The following is a 20,314-nucleotide window of genomic DNA, read 5'->3' on the forward strand; positions in this document are numbered from 1 at the left end:
GCGCACTATACGGATGCTCCCAAGGGCTGTAAAGCCCTCGATCAAAAAAAATCTCAAAAAATTCAACTTGTTGATTTCATGGGCCTATTGCCGATTGCCGAGCGCTCCTCAGGGGGCTGTCCAAGGCTGACATTTCCGGTTTCAATACGCCTATGCCAGAATTCCTATCTATATACCCCAAGGTGAACCCCTTCTGATGGCCGATTGGCAATCCCTCGATCCCGAGGCCGCTCGCGAAGCGGAAAAATACGACAACCCCATTCCCAGCCGTGAGCTGATCCTGCAGCGCCTTGCCGACCGTGGCGAACCGGCCGCGCGCGAGGAGCTGGCGGCAGAGTTCGGTCTGCACGAAGAAGACCAGATCGAAGCACTGCGTCGCCGCCTGCGGGCCATGGAGCGCGACGGCCAGCTTATCTACACCCGGCGCGGCACCTATGCCCCGGTGGACAAGCTGGACCTCATCTGCGGTCGCGTCTCCGGCCACCGCGACGGCTTCGGCTTCCTCATTCCCGACGACGGTAGCGAAGACCTGTTCCTGAGCCCGTCGCAGATGCGCCTGGTATTCGATGGCGACCGCGCCCTGGCTCGCGTATCTGGCGTCGACCGCCGTGGTCGCCGCGAAGGCGTACTGGTAGAGGTTGTCTCCCGCGCCCATGAGAGCGTGGTCGGCCGCTACTTCGAGGAGGGCGGCATCGGTTACGTGACCCCCGACAACCCGAAGATCCAGCAGGAAGTGCTGGTCACGGCCGGGCGCAACGGTGGCGCGAAGATCGGCCAGTTCGTCGAGATCAAGATCACCCATTGGCCGACGGCGCGGTTCCAGCCACAAGGCGATGTGGTGGAAGTGGTCGGCAACTACATGGCGCCGGGCATGGAAATCGACGTTGCCTTGCGCAGCTACGATATCCCACACGTTTGGCCCAAGGATGTGATCAAGGAGGCCCGCAAGTTCCGCTCCGAAGTCGAAGACAAGGACAAGGAAAAGCGCGTCGACCTGCGCCACCTGCCTTTCGTGACCATCGACGGCGAGGACGCGCGCGACTTCGACGATGCCGTTTACTGCGAACCGCTGGGCAAGCTGCGGATGTTCTCCGGTGGCTGGCGCCTTTATGTGGCCATCGCCGACGTGTCGAGCTACGTTCGCCTGGGCTCGGCGCTGGATGTGGAAGCCCAGCAGCGCGGCAACTCGGTGTACTTCCCCGAGCGCGTGGTGCCCATGCTGCCCGAGGAGTTGTCCAACGGCCTGTGCTCGTTGAACCCGCATGTCGATCGACTGGCCATGGTCTGTGAAATGACCATGAACAAGGCCGGGCAAATGGTCGACTACCAGTTCTATGAAGGGGTCATCCACTCCCACGCCCGCCTGACCTACAACAAGGTCAGCAGCATGCTCGAGCATTCACGCACCCGTGAAGGCAAGGCGCTGCGCGAGGAATACAAGGAAGTCGTCCCGGACCTGAAGAACCTCTACAACCTGTACAAAGTCCTGCTCGAGGCCCGTCACACCCGCGGTGCCATTGACTTCGAGACCCAGGAAACTCGCATCGTCTTCGGCGAAGACCGCAAAATCGCGGAAATTCGCCCGACCGTGCGCAACGATGCGCACAAGCTGATCGAGGAATGCATGCTGGCCGCCAACGTGGCCACGGCAGAGTTCCTGCAAAAACATAACGTGCCGGCCTTGTACCGCGTGCACGACGGCCCACCACCGGAGCGCCTGGAAAAGCTGCGCGCGTTCCTGGGCGAGCTGGGGCTGTCCTTGCACAAGGGCAAGGATCCGTCGCCCAAGGACTACCAGGCACTGCTGGCGAGCATCGCCGCCCGCCCGGACTTCCACCTGATCCAGACCGTGATGCTGCGCTCGCTCAGCCAGGCGGTGTACAGCACCGACAACAACGGCCACTTCGGCTTGAACTACGAGGCGTACACTCACTTCACCTCGCCGATCCGCCGTTACCCTGACCTGCTGGTGCACCGCGCCATCCGCAGCGTGATCCGCTCCAAGGTCGATACCCCGCACGTCAAGCGTGCCGGTGCCATGAGCATTCCCAAGGCGCGTATCTACCCGTACGACGAGAACACCCTCGAGCAACTGGGCGAGCAGTGTTCGATGACCGAACGTCGGGCTGACGAAGCCACCCGTGACGTGGTCAACTGGCTCAAGTGCGAATACATGAAGGACCGCGTGGGCGAGACGTTCCCGGGTGTGATCACTGCGGTGACCGGTTTCGGCCTGTTCGTCGAGCTGACCGACATCTACGTCGAGGGTCTGGTGCACGTCAGTGCGCTGCCGGGCGACTATTACCACTTCGACCCTGTGCATCATCGCCTGTCGGGCGAACGCACCGGCCGCAGCTTCCGGCTGGGTGACACGATCGAGGTCAAGGTCATGCGCGTGGACCTGGACGAGCGCAAGATCGACTTCGAGGTGGCCGACGCCACTTTGGCCGCTCCGATCGGTCGCAAGCAGCGTGGTGCAACGGCTGCGGCGGCCCCGACCGAGCAAGCTCCGGAGCAAGTGAAGGCCAAGGCCACGCCCAAGCCGCGCAGCCGCAAGAGCGAAGCCTCCGAGGCGTATTTCCCCAAGGACGCCGTGCAGCGCAACGCCGAGGTGCGCAAGAGCCGCGAAATGAAAAAGGCGCTGATGACCGAGGCCCGCACTACCGGCCACGGCAGCAGCAAGTCGGACAAGGGCAGCAAGACGTCCGGCAAGCCTACCAAGCACCGTAAAGGGCCGTCGAAATCCGGCGCCTCACGCAAGAGCAAGAGCAATTCATGAGTCAGTTGGAAAAGATCTACGGCGTTCACGCGGTACAGGCGCTGTTGCAGCACCATCCCAAGCGAGTCAAGCAGATCTGGCTGTCAGAGGGTCGCAGCGAGCCGCGCCTGCAAGCGCTGCTGGCCTTGGCCGCCGAGAACCGTGTGGCCGTGGGTCAAGCCGAACGCCGTGAGATGGACGCCTGGGTCGAGGGCGTGCACCAGGGTGTGGTGGCCGAGGTGAGCCCCAGCCAGGTCTGGGGCGAGCTTATGCTCGAGGAGTTGCTCGAACGCACTGAAACGCCGCCGCTGATCCTGGTGCTGGACGGGGTGACCGACCCGCACAACCTCGGTGCCTGCCTGCGCACCGCCGATGCGGCGGGGGCCACGGCTGTGATCGTGCCCAAGGACAAGTCAGCGACCCTTACGCCTGTAGTGCGCAAGGTCGCATGCGGCGCAGCCGAGGTGATCCCGCTGGTGGCCGTGACCAATCTTGCGCGTACGCTTGAGAAGTTGCAGCAGCGGGGCCTATGGGTGGTCGGCACCGCTGGCGAAGCCGAGCAGGAAATCTACCAGCAGGACCTGACCGGCCCGCTGGTGATGATCATGGGCGCCGAAGGCAAGGGCATGCGCCGGCTGACCCGCGAGCACTGCGATTTTCTGGTGAAGCTGCCGATGAGCGGCAGCGTCAGCAGCCTGAACGTGTCCGTGGCCACTGGCGTATGCCTGTTCGAGGCCGTGCGCCAGCGTCAGGCCAAGGGTTGAGCCCAGGGCCGTGCCGGTCTTGTGGCCGGGCGTCAGCCTGACCTGACCACGTGAACTGATCCTATGCAGGCAGCTGCACCCGTGGAGCGACAGGCGCCGCGTCGAAGTGTTTCCGGTTGTTCAAATAATCGCCAATTGCCTTGCTTGTCTGTCTGGCCTTCTCTACAATTGCGCCCCTTGCCGAGCTGGCAGGTGCGCATGTGCCTCTACTCCCTGGCAAGACACACCAGTGTCATTCACTCCTTGTCTGACCAGATTCGCTGGCAGACTACTAACCCGTAAGGAGCATTCATGCGTCATTACGAAATCATCTTCCTGGTTCACCCGGACCAGAGCGAGCAAGTCGGCGGCATGGTTGAGCGTTACACCAAGCTGATCGAAGAAGATGGTGGCAAGATCCACCGCCTGGAAGATTGGGGCCGTCGTCAACTGGCCTACGCCATCAACAATGTTCACAAGGCTCACTACGTGATGCTGAACGTTGAGTGCACTGGCAAGGCCCTGGCCGAGCTGGAAGACAACTTCCGCTACAACGATGCCGTTATCCGTAACCTTGTCATCCGTCGCGACGAAGCCGTTACCGGTCAGTCCGAGATGCTGAAGGCTGAAGAAAACCGCAGCGAGCGCCGTGAGCGTCGTGAGCGTCCTGAGCATGCCGAGTCCGCCGAAGGCGACGACAGCAATGACAGCGACTCCAGCGATAACGCTGACGAGTAATCCACGGACCTTTAGAGGAGCCTATTAAATGGCACGTTTCTTCCGTCGTCGTAAATTCTGCCGCTTCACTGCTGAAGACGTGAAAGAGATCGACTTCAAAGATCTCAACACCCTGAAAGCTTACGTATCCGAAACCGGCAAGATCGTTCCAAGCCGTATCACCGGTACCAAAGCTCGTTATCAGCGTCAGCTGGCTACCGCTATCAAGCGCGCCCGCTTCCTGGCCCTGCTGCCCTACACCGACAGCCACGGCCGCTGAGACCGGGTCGTCGACAAGCAGTAAGGGATTAGCATGCGAGCGTTAGCAAGTTTCATCATGCGCGGTCGTGTGCAGGCCACCCTCGTGGTGGTCATCAGCGCGGTATTGCCGCTGCTGTTCTGGTTGAGTGCCGCTGCCGGCAGCCTTGTGCTGCTGCGGCGCGGGTTCAAGGATGCTTCAACGGTCATCGCTGGCGGCTTGCTGGCAGGGTTGGCCGTTTGGGTCATGGGCGATCCGATCACCTTCATGGTGATTGCGGGCGCCCTGGCACTTGCCGGCCTGTTGCGGGCCGAGCATCCCTGGAGTCGGGTGTTGGTGGTCAGTGCCGTGTTCGCCGTGGCGTTCAGCCTCGTGCTCGATCTGGCGCTGGCCCCTACCTTCGATGCGCTGGCCAAGGCGTTTGCCGAAGCCATGCCGCAAGTAGAAGGGCAGCCGGTGCTCTCCGGTGAAGTGATCCGCCCATTGCTGGTCACTTCCACAGCGGTGACAGTGCAGTTGTTCTGCGTGCTGGCCTTGGTGCTAGCGCGCTATTGGCAGGCAGCGTTGTACAACCCTGAAGGCTTCGGTCACGAGTTTCGTGCCCTGAAGCTGCCGAAACAGACCATGGTGGCCCTGGTGGCAGTGATGGTGGTGGCCCCGTTCATCGGGCCGCAGTTCATCATCCTGGCATCGGCTTCGAGCCTGGTACTGGTGCTGGCCGGCATCGCTTTGATGCATGGGCTCGTGGCGCAGGGCCGACTGGCCGGTTTCTGGCTGGTAGGGATGTACGTGACGCTGCCGCTGATCATGCAGCTGATTTACCCGTTGCTGGTGGTCCTGGCCATTGTCGACAGCCTGATTGATTTTCGCGGTCGCAAGTCCCCCAAAGGGAATGACTCCGCGAACGGTGAAGGTTAAAAGTTAAGAGGTTTTACCAAATGGAACTGATCCTGCTGGAAAAAGTCGCCAACCTGGGCAACCTGGGCGATAAAGTAAAAGTTAAGGCTGGTTACGGCCGTAACTTCCTGCTGCCATTCGGCAAGGCTACCGTTGCCAACGCCGCCAACCTGGCTGCGTTCGAAGAGCGTCGCGCCGAGCTGGAAAAAGCAGCTGCAGACCGTAAATCGTCGGCTGAAAGCCGCGCTGCCCAACTGGCCGAGCTGGAAGTGACCATCACTGCCACCGCTGGCGACGAAGGCAAGCTGTTCGGTTCGATCGGCACCCACGACATCGCTGACGCCCTGACCGCCTCCGGCGTTGAAGTGGCCAAAGCTGAAGTTCGTCTGCCGAACGGCACCATCCGTCAGGTTGGCGAATACGACGTAGCCGTGCACCTGCACAGCGACGTTGAAGCCACCGTACGCGTGGTCGTCGTAGCTGCCTAAGCTGCGCTGACTGGCTGGCCCCTCAGGTGTCAGCCGGTTAACATCGGGCACGGTCCTGTCTTCGACAGGCCGTGCCCTTTGTCTTTTTCATCCTCCAGAATTCTTTCGTGGCCATGAACGAGATCACTACCTCCGAACAGCTCGACCTGCAAACCGCAGCCCTGAAAGTGCCGCCGCATTCCATCGAGGCCGAACAGGCCGTGCTCGGTGGTCTGATGCTGGACAACAACGCCTGGGAGCGGGTGCTGGATCAGGTGTCGGACGGTGACTTCTACCGGCATGACCACCGGCTGATCTTCCGTGCCGTGCACAAGTTGGCCGACGCCAACCAGCCGTTCGATGTGGTGACGCTGCACGAGCAGCTCGACAAGGAAGGCTTATCGACGCAGGTCGGTGGCCTGGCGTACCTGGCCGAACTGGCCAAGAACACGCCTTCGGTGGCCAACATCAAGGCCTACGCCGCGATCATTCGCGAGCGGGCCACGCTGCGGCAACTGATCAGCATCAGTACCGACATCGCAGACAATGCGTTCAATCCGCAAGGCCGTGATGCGGCGGAAATCCTCGACGACGCCGAGCGGCAGATCTTCCAGATCGCCGAGGCGCGACCCAAGACCGGCGGCCCGGTAGGGGTCAACGACCTGTTGACCATGGCCATCGACCGCATCGATACCTTGTTCAACTCCGACAGCGACATCACCGGTATTTCCACCGGTTATACCGACCTGGACGAGAAAACCAGCGGCCTTCAGCCGGCCGACCTGATCATCGTGGCGGGCCGGCCTTCGATGGGTAAAACCACGTTCGCCATGAACCTGGTGGAAAACGCCGTGCTGCGGACCGACAAGGCCGTGCTGGTGTTTTCGCTGGAAATGCCAGGCGAATCGCTGGTCATGCGTATGCTGTCCTCACTGGGTCGTATCGACCAGACCAAGGTCCGCTCCGGTCAATTGAGCGACGACGACTGGCCACGCCTCACCTCGGCGGTAAACCTGCTCAACGACCGCAAGCTGTTCATCGATGACACCGCTGGCATCAGCCCATCAGAGATGCGCGCGCGCACCCGGCGCCTGGCACGCGAGCACGGCGAGATCGCCATGATCATGGTCGACTACCTGCAGTTGATGCAGATTCCCGGATCTTCCGGTGACAACCGCACGAACGAGATTTCCGAAATCTCTCGCTCGCTCAAAGCCCTGGCCAAGGAATTCAATTGCCCGGTCATTGCCCTTTCGCAGCTCAACCGTTCGTTGGAGCAACGTCCGAACAAGCGTCCGGTGAACTCCGACCTGCGTGAATCGGGTGCAATCGAGCAGGACGCCGACGTCATCATGTTCGTGTACCGCGACGAGGTGTACCATCCGGAGACCGAGCACAAGGGCGTGGCGGAAATCATCATCGGTAAACAGCGTAACGGGCCTATCGGCTTTGTGCGCCTGGCGTTTATCGGCAAGTACACCCGCTTCGAGAACCTCGCGCCGGGCATGTACAACTTCGACGACGACGAATAGCACCTGTTTCTGCTTCACCAGACGTACCTCATCACCTGCACCGTGGGGCGAACGTGCCCCGCGAGGTGTCACGCCCCAATCATCGCACGCCTGTCAATTCCCACGAATCCAGTCGGATTTGGTTAAAATTTGTGCTATTCTCCGCGCCCGCGATTTCCCTGCACACCAGAGCCGGTCACTGATATGCAAGCAGCCAAACCACTTTACGATTATCCCAAGTACTGGGCCGAATGCTTCGGGCCAGCACCTTTCCTGCCGATGAGCAGGGAGGAGATGGATCTGCTCGGTTGGGATTCCTGCGACATCATCATCGTGACTGGCGACGCCTACGTCGACCATCCGTCGTTCGGCATGGCCATCATCGGCCGGTTGCTGGAGGCCCAGGGTTTTCGCGTAGGCATCATTGCCCAGCCGAACTGGCAGTCCAAAGACGACTTCATGAAGCTTGGCGAGCCCAACCTGTTCTTCGGTGTGGCTGCCGGCAACATGGACTCGATGATCAACCGCTACACCGCCGACAAGAAAATCCGTTCCGACGACGCCTACACCCCGGGCGGCCTGGCGGGCAGCCGGCCTGACCGTGCCAGCCTGGTGTACAGCCAGCGTTGCAAGGAAGCCTACAAGCACGTGCCCATCGTGCTGGGCGGCATCGAGGCCTCCTTGCGCCGCATCGCGCACTACGATTATTGGCAGGACAAGGTGCGCCACTCGATCCTGATCGACGCCAGCGCCGACATCCTGCTGTTCGGCAATGCCGAGCGTGCCGTGGTCGAGGTGGCACAACGGCTGTCCAACGGCGAGAAGATCGAGTCGATCACCGATGTGCGTGGCACGGCCTTCGTGCGGCGCGACACCCCGGACGGCTGGTTCGAAATCGACTCCACCCGTATCGATCGTCCGGGGCGTGTCGACAAGATCATCAACCCGTACGTCAACACCCAGGACACCCAGGCCTGCGCCATCGAACAAGCCAAGGGCGACCAGGAAGACCCGAACGAAGCCAAGGTGGTGCAGATACTGGACAGCCCGCGCGTGACGCGCGAGAAGTCGGTAATTCGCCTGCCATCGTTCGAAAAGGTGCGTAACGACCCGGTCCTGTATGCGCATGCCAACCGTGTGCTGCACCTGGAGACCAACCCAGGCAACGCCCGCGCCCTGGTGCAGAAACATGGCGAAGTGGACGTGTGGTTCAACCCACCGCCCATTCCCATGAGCACCGAGGAAATGGACTACGTGTTCGGCATGCCCTATGCGCGCGTGCCGCACCCTGCCTATGGCAAGGAGCGCATCCCGGCCTACGAGATGATCCGCTTCTCGGTCAACATCATGCGCGGCTGCTTTGGCGGTTGTACGTTCTGCTCGATCACCGAGCACGAAGGGCGCATCATCCAGAACCGTTCGCACGAATCGATCCTCAACGAGATCGAGGAGATGCGCGACAAGGTGCCAGGCTTCACTGGCGTGGTGTCGGACCTCGGCGGCCCTACCGCCAACATGTACCGTATCGCCTGCAAGAGCCCGGAAATCGAGAAGCACTGCCGCAAGCCCTCGTGCGTGTTCCCCGGTATCTGCGAGAACCTGAACACCGACCACAGTTCGTTGATCGAGCTGTATCGCAAGGCCCGTGCGCTGCCAGGCGTGAAGAAAATCCTCATCGCCTCGGGCCTGCGCTACGACCTGGCGGTGGAATCGCCGGAGTACGTCAAGGAGCTGGTGACCCACCACGTGGGTGGCTACCTCAAGATTGCCCCGGAGCACACCGAGCGTGGCCCGCTGGACAAGATGATGAAGCCGGGCATTGGCAGCTATGACCGCTTCAAGCGCATGTTCGAGAAGTTCTCCAAGGAGGCGGGCAAGGAGCAGTACCTGATCCCGTACTTCATCGCGGCGCACCCCGGCACCACCGACGAAGACATGATGAACCTGGCCTTGTGGCTCAAGGGCAACGGTTTCCGTGCCGACCAGGTGCAGGCGTTCTACCCCTCGCCGATGGCGTCTGCCACAGCCATGTATCACTCGGGCAAGAACCCGCTGCGCAAGGTGACCTACAAGAGCGAGGGCGTGGATATCGTCAAGAGCGACGAGCAGCGTCGCTTGCACAAGGCGTTTCTGCGTTACCACGACCCCAAGGGCTGGCCGATGCTGCGCGAGGCGCTGCAGCGCATGGGGCGTGCCGACCTGATCGGGCCAGGCAAGCATCAGCTGATCCCGTTGCACCAGCCGCAATCCGATACCTACCAGAGCGCCCGACGCAAGAACTCGACGCCTGCCGGTAGCCACAAGGTGGGCAAGGACCAAAAGATCCTGACCCAGCACACCGGCCTGCCGCCGCGTGCCAGCGATGGCAGCAAGCCATGGGACAAGCGTGAGAAGGCCAAGGCGGAGGCGTTCGCCCGCAACCAGCAGGCGGCCAAGGAGCGCAAGGAGTCGGCCAAGGGTGGCAAAGGCGGGAAGAAGCCGCGCCAGCCAGTCATCCCACGCTAAACCCCGGGCCGCCTGGCGGCCCCTTCCTCAGCAACAAAGGGTTACTCGATCACTGCACAACGGCATCACTCGGGGCGCGAGAACTCGCAGATCGCGCCTGTGGCAGCGTGGGCATAGGCAGCGAGCAGGCTGTTCAAGAAACTGGACATGGGCATTTGGTACTGCTCCTAAATGAGAGGTTGTCCCATCGTCTATTAAAAGGGCATGATGTGCCCTTAGATTGGTTGTATACAATCCATTGAACAATTCAACTGACTGGCCCATTGACATCCCCTTGACGCACGTCACCCAGGGGCTGGACGGTTTCAGGCAGTCTCGCTGTTGATAAAACCCTGCCAAGGAGATTCACGATGTTTGCGAAAGCTGTAGCGGTATCCCTGCTGACCCTCGCCAGCGCCTCTGTCTTCGCCGCCGAGTGTTCGGTAACTGTCGATTCGACTGACCAGATGTCCTTCAACACCAAGGAAATTACGGTCGACAAGAGCTGCAAAGAATTCACCGTCAAACTGACTCACTCCGGTAACCTGCCGAAGAACGTCATGGGCCATAACCTGGTCATCAGCAAGACGGCCGACATGCAGGGCATCGCCACCGAAGGCATGAGTCAGGGTCTGGAAAAGGACTACATCAAGGCCGACAACGCCGCCATCATCGCCCACACCAAGATGATCGGCGCGCCAGAGAAGGAAACTGAAGTGACGTTCGACACCGCCAAGCTCGAAGCCGGCGGTGACTACAGCTTCTTCTGCACCTTCCCAGGTCACATCGCGATGATGAAAGGCAAAGTTGTGGTCAAGTGATGTCACCAAGCGGTAGAACACGAATTGGGGCCGCAACGCGGCCCCAATTGCGTATTCAAGGGGCGAACGGCAGTTCGCGCTTGTGCTGGGTCTTGCGGTAGTTGGCAACGATGACATCGAACGCAGCTTGATCGATTTCCTGGCCATGCAGGAATGCGTCGATTTGCTGGTAGGTAACCCCGTGGGCCGCTTCGTCTGGCTTGCCCGGGTCGAGGTCTTCGAGGTCGGCGGTAGGCACTTTCTCCACCAGTGACTCCGGCGCCCCGAAATGGCGCGCGATGGCGCGTACCTGATGCTTGACCAGGCCACTGAGCGGCGCCAGGTCGCAGGCGCCGTCGCCGAACTTGGTATAAAAGCCCATGACCGCCTCGGCTGCGTGGTCGGTCCCGATCACCAGGCCTGCGCGCGCGCCTGCGATGGTGTACTGGGCAACCATGCGCATCCTGGCCTTGATGTTACCCACCACGAAATCCACGAGCGTAGGCGAGCCGTTTTTCAACGCCTGCGTTTCGCCTGCCAGTGCCTTGACGGCCGGGGCAATGTCGATGGTATGCGTCTCGTCCGGCTTGATGACGTCCAGGCACGCCTGTGCATCATGCTCATCGTGCTGGACATGATAGGGCAGGCGCACGGCGATGAAGGTATAGCCCTTGTCACCGGTTTCATCACGCAACTCATTGATGGCGCGCTGGGCGAGCAGGGCTGCGGTCAGCGAATCGACGCCGCCGCTGATGCCCAGTACCAAGGTCTTGAGCCTTGCATTGGCCAGGCAGTCCTTGATGAACGCTACCCGCCGGGTCACTTCGGCCTCGAGGGCGGCAGCGTCGGCGAACGGCGGTTGTACCTTGAGTGCCTGGGCAATCTCTTGCTGAACCGCTTGCATGGGGTTACTCCTTGCTGGGGACTTTGAAAACGTGACGTAGGTAGGTGACGAAGTTCTCGTCACGACACTGGGTCTTGGCCGCTTCGTCTGAAATCTTGGCCACCGGTGCGCCGTTGCAATCGGTCATCTTAAGCACGATGCTCATCGGCGTTACGCCCGGAATGTCGCAAGTCAGGTTGGTGCCGATACCGAAGCTTACGTTGATGCGACCGCGCAGGGCACGGAAGATTTCCAGCGCCCGGGGCAGGTTCAGCCCATCAGAGAACACCAGCGTCTTGGTCATCGGATCGATGCCCAGGTGCTGGTAGTGAGCAATGGCTTTCTCGGCCCAGAGCACAGGGTCACCGGAGTCGTGGCGCAGCCCATCGAAGAGCTTGGCGAAGTACAGGTCGAAATCGCCCAGGAAGGCGTCCATGGTCACGCAGTCGGTCAAGGCGATGCCCAGCAACCCCCGGTACTCACGCACCCAGCAATCGAGTGCGGCGATCTGGCTGTCGATCAACCGCGGGCCCAACTGTTGATGGGCCATGATCCATTCATGAGCCATGGTGCCCAGCGGCTTGATGTCGAGTTTCCAGGCCAGGTCCACATTGCTGGTGCCGACGAAGCGGGCCGGGAAGTCATCGCGCAACACGCGCACCACGTCTTCCTGCACACGGCTGGAGAAACGCCGGCGGGTACCAAAGTCAGCGACCTGCATTTCGGCCAGTTCATCGGTGCTGGCGTTGGCGCGCAGCCAATCGAATTTACGGTAAAGCTGATCACGGGCATCGGCCAGGCGCATGTGCGGGTGCAGCGAACGGTTGCGCACCTCGCTGACGATCGCCAGCAGCGGCACCTCGAACAGGATCACATGTAGCCAGGGCCCTTTGAGGCGCAGCACCAGCTGACCGTCGTCGATACCCAGGTGCACGTAACGCAGGTTGAAGCGGAACAACCTCAGAAAGCGCAGGAAATCAGGCTTGAGAAAGCTGATGCGCTCCAGGAAGGCAAGTTGGCCGTTATCCAGCGTCAGTTCGGCAAGCTGCTCGAGTTGCTGGCGAATGTCGTGCAGGTAGGGGCGCAGGTCCTCGCCATTGCGGCAGCGAAATTCCCATTCGACATCGGCGTCAGGGTAGTTGTGGAGCACGCCCTGCATCATGGTGAGCTTGTAGAAATCGGTGTCGAGCAGGTTATGCACGATGCGCTCGGCGAATGCGCTCTCGCTCATCAAGGTGGCTCCAGAAACGGCAATAGGCGGTCATTGTGCCAGTCTTTGCCATGCCGATGTGATTGCGACGCCGATGGAGAGGTAAGGCAGCGTGAAACCCTTCAGAAGAATCTGACTACGGTGTCGTACCAGCCAAACCAGGCGGCGTTACATCACGTGCCGAGTGTAGTTAAGGTGCGGGCTGTAGCAGTCATGCACCAGCTGTGTGCAGTTCGGTGACGTTAATTGTTACAGGTCGGTTGCCCATCGGCCCGTGCACCAGTTGCAACGCCCTGCCGTTACGGTTGCCCTGCGCCGCGATAATCGGTGTCACCTGAGGTGGAATAGACGGTTGCACGCTCAATAAAGAAACGGCCAACGCCGGCCCGCCACCCTACGCACGATGGTGTTTGGAGATGATGCGAATCTAATGGCACGGCCCTTGCTCAGAGCACAGGGCTGAGTCGTTGTAGTGCCAATCAAAAAAACTCTAGGAGCACCACCTCATGTCGCAGACGTTTTACAGGAAAGGTTTCCTCGCCCTGGCCGTTGCCACGGCCATGGGTGTTTCTTCGTATGTACAGGCCGACGTCAAGATCGGTGTTGCAGGCCCGATGACCGGTGCCAACGCAGCGTTTGGCGAGCAATACATGAAAGGTGCGCAGGCAGCGGCCGACAAGATCAACGCAGCCGGGGGAGTCAATGGCGAGAAGATCGTGCTGGTCAAAGGCGACGACGCGTGCGAACCCAAGCAGGCCGTGTCTGTAGCGAACCGGCTGGTGGATCAGGACAAGGTCATTGGCGTGGTAGGGCATTTCTGCTCCTCCAATACCATCCCGGCATCCGAGGTGTACGACGAAGCAGGCGTCATTGCCATCACGCCCGGCTCGACCAACCCGCAGGTCACCGAGCGCGGGCTGTCGGCCATGTTCCGCATGTGCGGGCGTGACGACCAGCAGGGCGTCGTCGCTGGCAACTATATCGTCGATGTACTCAAGGGCCAGAAAGTAGCGGTGTTGCACGACAAGGACACCTACGGCCAGGGGCTGGCCGATGCGACCAAGGCTCAGCTGGAAAAACGCGGCGTCAAGCCTGTGCTGTACGAGGGCCTGACCCGAGGCGAGAAAGACTTCAGCGCCATTGTGACCAAGATCCGCTCCACCGGCGCCGACGTGGTCTATTTCGGTGGCCTGCACCCTGAGGCCGGCCCCCTGGTCCGCCAGCTGCGCGAGCAAGGGCTCAAGGACGTGAGGTTCATGTCCGATGACGGCATCGTCACCGACGAACTGGTGTCCACGGCAGGCGGGGCGCAGTACGTCGATGGCGTCTACATGACCTTCGGCGCCGATCCGCGTCAACTGCCCGACAGCAAGGCAGTGGTCGAGGAATTCCGTAAAGGCGGCACCGAGCCTGAAGGCTACACCCTTTACGCCTACGCCTCATTGCAGGCACTGGCTGCAGCGTTCAACGGCGCCAAGTCCAACAAGGGCGAAGACGCGGCCAAGTGGTTGAAGGCCAACCCTGTGCAGACGGTGATGGGCGAGAAGAAGTGGGACAGCAAGGGTGACCTGACGGTGTCGGACTACGTGGTCTACCAGTGGGACAAGGACGGCAAGTACCACCAGCTGGAAAAACAACAATAACAACGGCTCCAGGGACTTGGGGCGCGAGCCCCAGGGCCCGGCCCTGCGGTACCCGTCTTTATCCGAAGATCAGCACAGTGCTGCAGCGCCATGGCTGCCTGGTACCGGGCCCTGCGTGGGCAGCACCGGTGCGATCTCGATCAGGTGAGATTGCGTTATGGATGGTATTTTCCTGCAGCAACTGGTCAATGGCCTGACCCTCGGGTCGGTCTACGGCCTGATCGCCATCGGCTACACAATGGTCTATGGCATCATCGGCATGATCAACTTCGCGCACGGCGAGGTGTACATGATTTCCGCCTACCTGGCGGCGATCAGCCTGGCATTGCTGGCCTATTTCGGCGTCGAGTCCTTCCCTCTGCTGATGTTGGGCACCTTGTTGTTCACCATCGTGGTGACCGGGGTATACGGCTTCACCATCGAGCGCATCGCTTACAAACCCTTGCGCAACTCCACCCGCCTGGCGCCGCTCATCAGTGCCATCGGCATTTCCCTGATCCTGCAGAATTACGCGCAAATCAGCCAAGGTGCGCGGCAACAGGGGGTACCAACCCTGCTTGAAGGCGCCTGGCGCGTCGAGGTGGGCAGCGGCTTCGTGCAACTGACCTACACCAAGATCTTCATTCTGGTGGCGGCCTTCGTTGGCATGGGCCTGCTGACCTATGTGATCAAGTACACCAAGCTGGGGCGCATGTGCCGGGCCACTCAGCAGGACCGCAAGATGGCGTCGATCCTGGGCATCAATACCGACCGGGTGATTTCCTATGTGTTCGTCATCGGTGCCGTGATGGCGGCGCTGGCGGGCGTACTGATCACCATGAACTACGGCACCTTCGATTTCTATGCCGGTTTCATCATCGGCATCAAGGCCTTCACTGCCGCGGTACTCGGCGGTATTGGCTCGCTGCCTGGCGCGATGCTTGGCGGCATCATCCTGGGCATCTCCGAATCGCTGTTCTCCGGGCTCATCAACTCGGACTACAAGGACGTCTTCAGCTTCTCGCTGCTGGTGCTGATCCTTATCTTCCGCCCCCAAGGCCTGCTGGGTCGCCCACTCGTGGCTAAGGTGTGACCATGTCCATTGCCAAATCCGTATCCGTTCCCCAAAAGACAGGCTTCGATCTCAAGCGCAGCGTAGTGGAAACCCTGGTGGCAGGGCTGCTGGCGCTCATCGTGTTCGGCCCGGTCGTCGGTGTGGTGCTCGACGGCTACAGCTTCAACGCCGAACCGCGGCGTGTGGCGTGGCTGGTCGGCGGTGTGATGCTTGGGCGCTTCCTGCTCAGCCTCTACCTGCAAACCGCTGCCGGCCGGCGCATGCTGCAAGGCTTCGACAATGGCGGCTCGGGCGTGCATGTGAACCCGCCAGATTACAAGTCGCGGCTGCGCTACATCATTCCTGCGCTCATCGTGATCGCCATCATCTTCCCGATCTTTGCCAACAAGTACTTGCTGACGGTGGTGATCCTTGGGCTGATTTACGTGCTGCTGGGTCTTGGCCTGAATATCGTGGTTGGCCTGGCCGGGCTGCTGGACCTGGGCTATGTCGCGTTCTATGCCATCGGTGCCTATGGCCTGGCGCTGGGCTACCAGTACCTGGGGCTTGGCTTCTGGAGCGTGCTGCCCTTGGCGGCCATTGCCGCGGCCCTGGCCGGGTGCATCCTGGGCTTTCCGGTGTTGCGCATGCACGGCGATTACCTGGCCATCGTTACCTTGGGCTTTGGCGAAATCATTCGCCTGGTGCTCAACAACTGGCTGTCGTTCACTGGCGGCCCCAACGGCATGCCGGCCCCGGCGCCGACGTTCCTCGGCCTGGAGTTCGGGCGGCGGGCCAAGGACGGGGGCGTGCCTATCCACGAGTTCATGGGTATCGATTACAACCCCAACCTCAAGTTCGTGTTCATCTACGCGGTACTGTTCCTGGTGGTGCTGGCCGTGCTGTACATCAAGCACCGGCTGACGCGCATGCCGGTAGGTCGCGCCTGGGAGGCCCTGCGCGAAGACGAGATTGCCTGCCGTTCCATGGGGCTCAACCATGTGCTGGTCAAGCTCTCGGCGTTCACCCTGGGCGCCTCGACGGCGGGGCTGGCGGGGGTGTTTTTCGCCACCTACCAAGGCTTCGTCAACCCGTCCTCGTTCACCTTCTTCGAGTCAGCGCTGATCCTGGCCATCGTGGTACTGGGCGGCATGGGTTCGACCGTCGGCGTGGTGATTGCCGCGTTCGTGCTCACTGTTGCGCCAGAACTGCTGCGCAGCTTCTCCGAGTACCGGGTGCTGCTGTTTGGCGTGCTAATGGTGCTGATGATGATCTGGCGACCGCGCGGGCTGATCCGCATCAGCCGGTCCGGTGTGATCCCGCGTAAAGGAGTGGCGCCATGAGCGACGACATCATTCTCTCGGTAGACCACCTGATGATGCAGTTCGGTGGCATCAAGGCGCTCAGCGATGTGAGCCTGAAAGTCAGGCGCAACCAAATCTTCGCCCTGATCGGCCCCAACGGCGCAGGCAAGACCACGGTGTTCAACTGCCTGACCGGCTTCTACAAGCCCAGCGGCGGGCGGATCGAGCTCAACGCGCGGGGTAGCCATACCAACGTCATCCAATTGCTGGGCGAACGCTTCCAGGCGGCGGACTTCGTCTCGCCATCACGGTTCGCCAGCCGGCTGTACTACAAGATGTTTGGCGGCACCCACCTGGTCAACCGGGCCGGCCTGGCCCGGACGTTCCAGAACATCCGGCTGTTCAAGGAAATGTCCGTCGTCGAGAACCTGCTGGTGGCCCAGCACATGTGGGTCAACCGCAACCTGTTGGCTGGCGTGCTCAACACCAAGGGGTATCGCAAGGCCGAGAGCGACGCGCTTGACCATGCGTTCTATTGGCTGGAGGTGGTGGACCTGGTCGACTGCGCCAACCGCCTGGCCGGCGAACTGTCCTACGGCCAGCAGCGACGCCTGGAAATCGCCCGTGCCATGTGCACCCGCCCGAAGGTGATCTGCCTGGACGAACCTGCCGCGGGCCTGAACCCTCAGGAAACCGAAGCGTTGAGCCGCATGGTGCGGGTCCTGCGCGACGAACATGACATCACCGTGGTGCTGATCGAGCATGACATGGGCATGGTCATGAGCATTTCCGACCACATCGTCGTACTGGACCACGGCAACGTGATCGCCGAGGGCGCGCCCCAGGATATCCGCAACAACCCGACAGTGATCGCTGCCTATCTGGGTGCCGACGAAGAGGAGCTGATATGACTGCACCCATTCTGGAATTGAAGGACCTGGATGTATTCTACGGCCCCATCCAGGCCCTGAAGCAGGTGTCCATGCACATCGACGAAGGTGAGACGGTCAGCCTGATCGGTGCCAACGGGGCGGGCAAGTCCACCTTGTTGATGTCCATTTTCGGGCAACCTCGCGCCGCTTCCGGTCAGATCCTCTACCGGGGCACCGACATCACCCGCAAGTCCTCGCACTACATCGCCGCCAATGGCATCGCTCAATCGCCGGAAGGGCGGCGGGTGTTCCCGGACATGAGTGTCGAAGAAAACCTGATGATGGGCACCATCCCCATCGGCGACAAGCATGCTGACGAGGACATGCAGCGGATGTATGCATTGTTTCCACGCCTCAAGGAGCGACGCAACCAGCGCGCCATGACCATGTCGGGGGGTGAGCAGCAGATGCTGGCCATCGCCCGCGCCCTGATGAGCCGGCCTCGACTGCTGCTTCTGGATGAGCCTTCGCTCGGGCTGGCGCCCATCGTCGTCAAGCAGATTTTCGCCACCCTGCGCGAGCTGGCCAAGACGGGCATGACCATCTTCCTGGTCGAGCAGAACGCCAACCATGCGTTGAAGCTGTCCGACCGGGCTTACGTGATGGTCAACGGGCAGATACGCATGACGGGTACGGGCCAGGAGTTGTTGGTCAATGAAGAGGTGCGCAGTGCTTATCTGGGCGGGCACTGAGCCCTGATGGTCGTCCAGCCTTGAGCCAATCGGGGCTGGTCAGCGCTCGAAAGCATCTTCCTGCACGTCTCAACAGGCCAGTCCTCATGTGGACAACTGCCATGACCTCGGGCTTATGCACAGGCGCGAGGCGACAGGCCGCCCTCGGTTACCCACAACTTGATTTAGTCCACCATTCGTGTGGAGGTGCCTGTGGAAAACATGGTGGCATCTTTCTGCAGGCCCTTGAATCAAAGGCTTTCACAGGTTTGATCATTTTTTGACCATGGGCGTGCTGGGTGGTGCTATGCCTATCTGACTAGTACTTTTTAAGTGTGATGTCATAAGGTCAGATGTCTGTGGATAAAATTGTGGAAAAGCATTGGACAGACGTCTGGAAGCAGCATGTGGCCAAGGATCTGGCCCTAGTGAAAAAGTCAGACGAGACCGTGGTTCGCTGAAAGGGTTCCGCCGGGTGCGGCCGTTGCCCCCAATTGGCGGGGAAAGGCTTGTGGATAAGGTGCGCATAGGTGGCTGCAGCCCAGTGCATACGCGGCCTTCAGCGGTGTGGTCAAAAAACGATCAGTGCGTATGGCGACTTGCCCGGCGCATCGAGCACGGGCATGCTTCGGGTTAACCCAGGATCTCTTACGTGAGGAACACTGCATGACTTCGACCGTCTTCATCACAGGCGCCACGTCCGGCTTTGGCGAGGCCACTGCCCGCCGGTTTGCCGAGGCGGGCTGGAAGCTGGTGCTCACTGGGCGCCGCAAGGACCGCCTGGATGCCTTGTGTGCCGAATTGTCAGCGCAAACCGAAGTCCATGGCCTGGTGCTGGATGTGCGTGATCGCCAGGCGATGGAACAGGCCATCGCCAACTTGCCAGCGGGTTTCGACACGCTTCGCGGGCTGGTCAACAACGCCGGGTTAGCGCTGGGGGTGGACGCGGCACAGAATTGCAGCCTCGACGACTGGGAAACCATGGTCGACACCAACATCAAGGGGCTGATCTACACCACGCGCTTGCTGCTGCCGCGCTTGATTGCCCACGGGCGGGGGGCGTCCATCCTGAACGTGGGGTCGGTGGCGGGTAATTATCCCTATCCGGGCAGCAACGTCTATGGCGGTACCAAGGCGTTTGTCGGCCAGTTCTCGTTGAGCTTGCGGTGCGACTTGCGCGGCACTGGCGTGCGGGTGAGCAACATCGAGCCTGGCTTGTGCGAGAGCGAGTTCTCGTTGGTGCGTTTTGGCGGTGACCAGGCCAAGTACGATGCTACCTACGCGGGTGCCGAGCCGATTCAGCCACAGGACATTGCCGAGACCATCTTCTGGATCCTCAACCAGCCGGCGCATATCAACATCAACAGCCTGGAACTGATGCCGGTAAGCCAGGACTGGGCTGGGTTCTCCATTGATCGCTCGGCGAAGGGGTAATTTGGTGTCTTTCTCGGTGGGAATGATCTCGTCAACTGGCGAGTTCCCCGCGCAACCCTGCCGTATTCGGACGTGCTGTTCGCGAACCTGAATGGCCGTCGTCGTTGTCGTAGTCGTTGCCGTTGCCGTTGCTTTTGCTTCTAAGCGCGCGGTAGTTCAGGCGCCGCAGATCGCGACTTCAGGAGGCCGAGCGCAGGGCTTGCGGAGGGAGGTGACGGGCATGGATGCCCGTCAAGCGCTGGGCCCCAGGATGGGGCCTGCAGCGCGGTTCTCCCGGGAGCGAGCCCGGAGCGAGGGGACCCCGAAGCGCAGCGCAGGGGCCGGATGACAGGAGCAAGCGGTTTTTGCTCACTTTTTGACAAGACAAAAAGTGAGCCGCCGTAAGGGCGGAAAGGTGACTGTGCGCCACCCGCGCCAATGAATACCAACTTGCTGTGCGCGCCCACGCTTTCAAGTTTCAAGTTTCAAGTTTCAAGTTTCAAGTTTCAAGTTTGGATTGCTTTGGCGTGGGTATCGAAAGAGAGCATAGTCCATTTGCGATGGCGACGCTTATTCACCTTTTCGCCAT

The 20,314-nt window shown here is 60.9% G+C and carries 17 protein-coding genes; 15 read left to right on the forward strand and 2 right to left on the reverse strand.

Going from position 1 to position 20,314, the window contains the following annotated elements:
* Positions 1-196: 196 nt before the first annotated feature.
* From rnr to azu, 9 genes are all read left to right on the forward strand, one after another.
* A complete protein-coding gene (gene rnr / locus ACF8GB_RS17225; RefSeq protein ID WP_058605823.1) occupies positions 197-2,779 on the forward strand; it encodes a ribonuclease R in 2,583 nt (860 codons plus the stop codon).
* Entirely contained in the window at positions 2,776-3,522 is a 747-nt protein-coding gene (gene rlmB / locus ACF8GB_RS17230; RefSeq protein WP_023532995.1) for a 23S rRNA (guanosine(2251)-2'-O)-methyltransferase RlmB, read from the forward strand. Before rnr ends, rlmB begins: the two co-directional genes overlap by 4 nt.
* 291 nt (positions 3,523-3,813) lie before the next feature.
* Complete coding sequence (gene rpsF / locus ACF8GB_RS17235; protein ID WP_021783885.1) at positions 3,814-4,239, forward strand: 30S ribosomal protein S6; 426 nt, start codon at positions 3,814-3,816, stop codon at positions 4,237-4,239.
* 28 nt (positions 4,240-4,267) lie between these two features.
* Positions 4,268-4,498 (forward strand): 30S ribosomal protein S18, encoded by a 231-nt coding sequence (gene rpsR, locus ACF8GB_RS17240; RefSeq protein WP_003249563.1) that lies wholly within the window; start codon positions 4,268-4,270, stop codon positions 4,496-4,498.
* Between the two features lie 33 nt (positions 4,499-4,531).
* Complete coding sequence (locus tag ACF8GB_RS17245; RefSeq protein WP_392527357.1) at positions 4,532-5,395, forward strand: hypothetical protein; 864 nt, start codon at positions 4,532-4,534, stop codon at positions 5,393-5,395.
* A 20-nt stretch (positions 5,396-5,415) separates the two neighbouring features.
* Positions 5,416-5,862 (forward strand): 50S ribosomal protein L9, encoded by a 447-nt coding sequence (rplI, locus tag ACF8GB_RS17250; RefSeq protein ID WP_012316464.1) that lies wholly within the window; start codon positions 5,416-5,418, stop codon positions 5,860-5,862.
* Positions 5,863-5,975: 113 nt separating this feature from the next.
* Positions 5,976-7,373: a replicative DNA helicase gene (gene dnaB / locus ACF8GB_RS17255; protein ID WP_023532900.1), complete on the forward strand. Its 1,398-nt coding sequence runs from the start codon at positions 5,976-5,978 to the stop codon at positions 7,371-7,373.
* Positions 7,374-7,556: 183 nt separating this feature from the next.
* A complete protein-coding gene (locus ACF8GB_RS17260) occupies positions 7,557-9,857 on the forward strand; it encodes a YgiQ family radical SAM protein (RefSeq protein ID WP_078477912.1) in 2,301 nt (766 codons plus the stop codon).
* A 350-nt stretch (positions 9,858-10,207) separates the two neighbouring features.
* Complete coding sequence (azu, locus tag ACF8GB_RS17265; RefSeq protein ID WP_058637996.1) at positions 10,208-10,657, forward strand: azurin; 450 nt, start codon at positions 10,208-10,210, stop codon at positions 10,655-10,657.
* A 55-nt stretch (positions 10,658-10,712) separates the two neighbouring features.
* On the opposite strand, the gene nadE is transcribed toward azu, so the two are convergent.
* Together nadE and pncB are read right to left on the reverse strand one after the other, a co-directional pair.
* Positions 10,713-11,540: an ammonia-dependent NAD(+) synthetase gene (gene nadE / locus ACF8GB_RS17270; protein WP_058637997.1), complete on the reverse strand. Its 828-nt coding sequence runs from the start codon at positions 11,538-11,540 to the stop codon at positions 10,713-10,715.
* Between the two features lie 4 nt (positions 11,541-11,544).
* Positions 11,545-12,750 carry a nicotinate phosphoribosyltransferase gene (gene pncB, locus ACF8GB_RS17275; RefSeq protein ID WP_145253664.1) on the reverse strand — a complete coding sequence of 402 codons (1,206 nt, stop codon included), beginning with the start codon at positions 12,748-12,750 and terminating at the stop codon, positions 11,545-11,547.
* 485 nt (positions 12,751-13,235) lie between these two features.
* Here pncB and ACF8GB_RS17280 point away from each other — a divergent pair, with 485 nt between their 5' ends.
* From ACF8GB_RS17280 to ACF8GB_RS17305, 6 genes are all read left to right on the forward strand, one after another.
* Positions 13,236-14,372 (forward strand): branched-chain amino acid ABC transporter substrate-binding protein, encoded by a 1,137-nt coding sequence (locus ACF8GB_RS17280; protein WP_058637999.1) that lies wholly within the window; start codon positions 13,236-13,238, stop codon positions 14,370-14,372.
* A 157-nt stretch (positions 14,373-14,529) separates the two neighbouring features.
* On the forward strand, positions 14,530-15,444 hold the full coding sequence (locus ACF8GB_RS17285) for a branched-chain amino acid ABC transporter permease (RefSeq protein WP_023533025.1): 915 nt from the start codon (positions 14,530-14,532) through the stop codon (positions 15,442-15,444).
* A 2-nt stretch (positions 15,445-15,446) separates the two neighbouring features.
* Complete coding sequence (gene livM / locus ACF8GB_RS17290; protein ID WP_392527359.1) at positions 15,447-16,748, forward strand: high-affinity branched-chain amino acid ABC transporter permease LivM; 1,302 nt, start codon at positions 15,447-15,449, stop codon at positions 16,746-16,748.
* Positions 16,745-17,620, forward strand: coding sequence for an ABC transporter ATP-binding protein (locus ACF8GB_RS17295; RefSeq protein WP_023532980.1), 876 nt, complete (start codon positions 16,745-16,747; stop codon positions 17,618-17,620). Before livM ends, ACF8GB_RS17295 begins: the two co-directional genes overlap by 4 nt.
* The gene (locus ACF8GB_RS17300) at positions 17,617-18,333 is read left to right on the forward strand and encodes an ABC transporter ATP-binding protein (protein ID WP_058638001.1); all 717 of its coding nucleotides are present in this window, start codon (positions 17,617-17,619) and stop codon (positions 18,331-18,333) included. The genes ACF8GB_RS17295 and ACF8GB_RS17300 overlap by 4 nt, the downstream gene beginning before the upstream one ends.
* A gap of 645 nt (positions 18,334-18,978) precedes the next feature.
* Positions 18,979-19,746: an SDR family oxidoreductase gene (locus ACF8GB_RS17305; protein ID WP_058638002.1), complete on the forward strand. Its 768-nt coding sequence runs from the start codon at positions 18,979-18,981 to the stop codon at positions 19,744-19,746.
* Positions 19,747-20,314: the final 568 nt, after the last annotated feature.

It is taken from the genome of Pseudomonas sp. xss_4 (assembly GCF_043104125.1).
Taxonomy (GTDB): Bacteria; Pseudomonadota; Gammaproteobacteria; order Pseudomonadales; family Pseudomonadaceae; genus Aquipseudomonas; species Aquipseudomonas parafulva_B.

What these genes read in the sequence shown, in the direction of transcription:
- rnr (WP_058605823.1), top strand. Translation starts at nt 197, where the DNA reads ATGGCCGATTGGCAATCCCTCGATCCCGAGGCCGCTCGCGAAGCGGAA.
- rlmB (WP_023532995.1), top strand. Translation starts at nt 2,776, where the DNA reads ATGAGTCAGTTGGAAAAGATCTACGGCGTTCACGCGGTACAGGCGCTG.
- rpsF (WP_021783885.1), top strand. Translation starts at nt 3,814, where the DNA reads ATGCGTCATTACGAAATCATCTTCCTGGTTCACCCGGACCAGAGCGAG.
- rpsR (WP_003249563.1), top strand. Translation starts at nt 4,268, where the DNA reads ATGGCACGTTTCTTCCGTCGTCGTAAATTCTGCCGCTTCACTGCTGAA.
- ACF8GB_RS17245 (WP_392527357.1), top strand. Translation starts at nt 4,532, where the DNA reads ATGCGAGCGTTAGCAAGTTTCATCATGCGCGGTCGTGTGCAGGCCACC.
- rplI (WP_012316464.1), top strand. Translation starts at nt 5,416, where the DNA reads ATGGAACTGATCCTGCTGGAAAAAGTCGCCAACCTGGGCAACCTGGGC.
- dnaB (WP_023532900.1), top strand. Translation starts at nt 5,976, where the DNA reads ATGAACGAGATCACTACCTCCGAACAGCTCGACCTGCAAACCGCAGCC.
- ACF8GB_RS17260 (WP_078477912.1), top strand. Translation starts at nt 7,557, where the DNA reads ATGCAAGCAGCCAAACCACTTTACGATTATCCCAAGTACTGGGCCGAA.
- azu (WP_058637996.1), top strand. Translation starts at nt 10,208, where the DNA reads ATGTTTGCGAAAGCTGTAGCGGTATCCCTGCTGACCCTCGCCAGCGCC.
- nadE (WP_058637997.1), bottom strand. Translation starts at nt 11,540, where the DNA reads ATGCAAGCGGTTCAGCAAGAGATTGCCCAGGCACTCAAGGTACAACCG.
- pncB (WP_145253664.1), bottom strand. Translation starts at nt 12,750, where the DNA reads ATGAGCGAGAGCGCATTCGCCGAGCGCATCGTGCATAACCTGCTCGAC.
- ACF8GB_RS17280 (WP_058637999.1), top strand. Translation starts at nt 13,236, where the DNA reads ATGTCGCAGACGTTTTACAGGAAAGGTTTCCTCGCCCTGGCCGTTGCC.
- ACF8GB_RS17285 (WP_023533025.1), top strand. Translation starts at nt 14,530, where the DNA reads ATGGATGGTATTTTCCTGCAGCAACTGGTCAATGGCCTGACCCTCGGG.
- livM (WP_392527359.1), top strand. Translation starts at nt 15,447, where the DNA reads ATGTCCATTGCCAAATCCGTATCCGTTCCCCAAAAGACAGGCTTCGAT.
- ACF8GB_RS17295 (WP_023532980.1), top strand. Translation starts at nt 16,745, where the DNA reads ATGAGCGACGACATCATTCTCTCGGTAGACCACCTGATGATGCAGTTC.
- ACF8GB_RS17300 (WP_058638001.1), top strand. Translation starts at nt 17,617, where the DNA reads ATGACTGCACCCATTCTGGAATTGAAGGACCTGGATGTATTCTACGGC.
- ACF8GB_RS17305 (WP_058638002.1), top strand. Translation starts at nt 18,979, where the DNA reads ATGACTTCGACCGTCTTCATCACAGGCGCCACGTCCGGCTTTGGCGAG.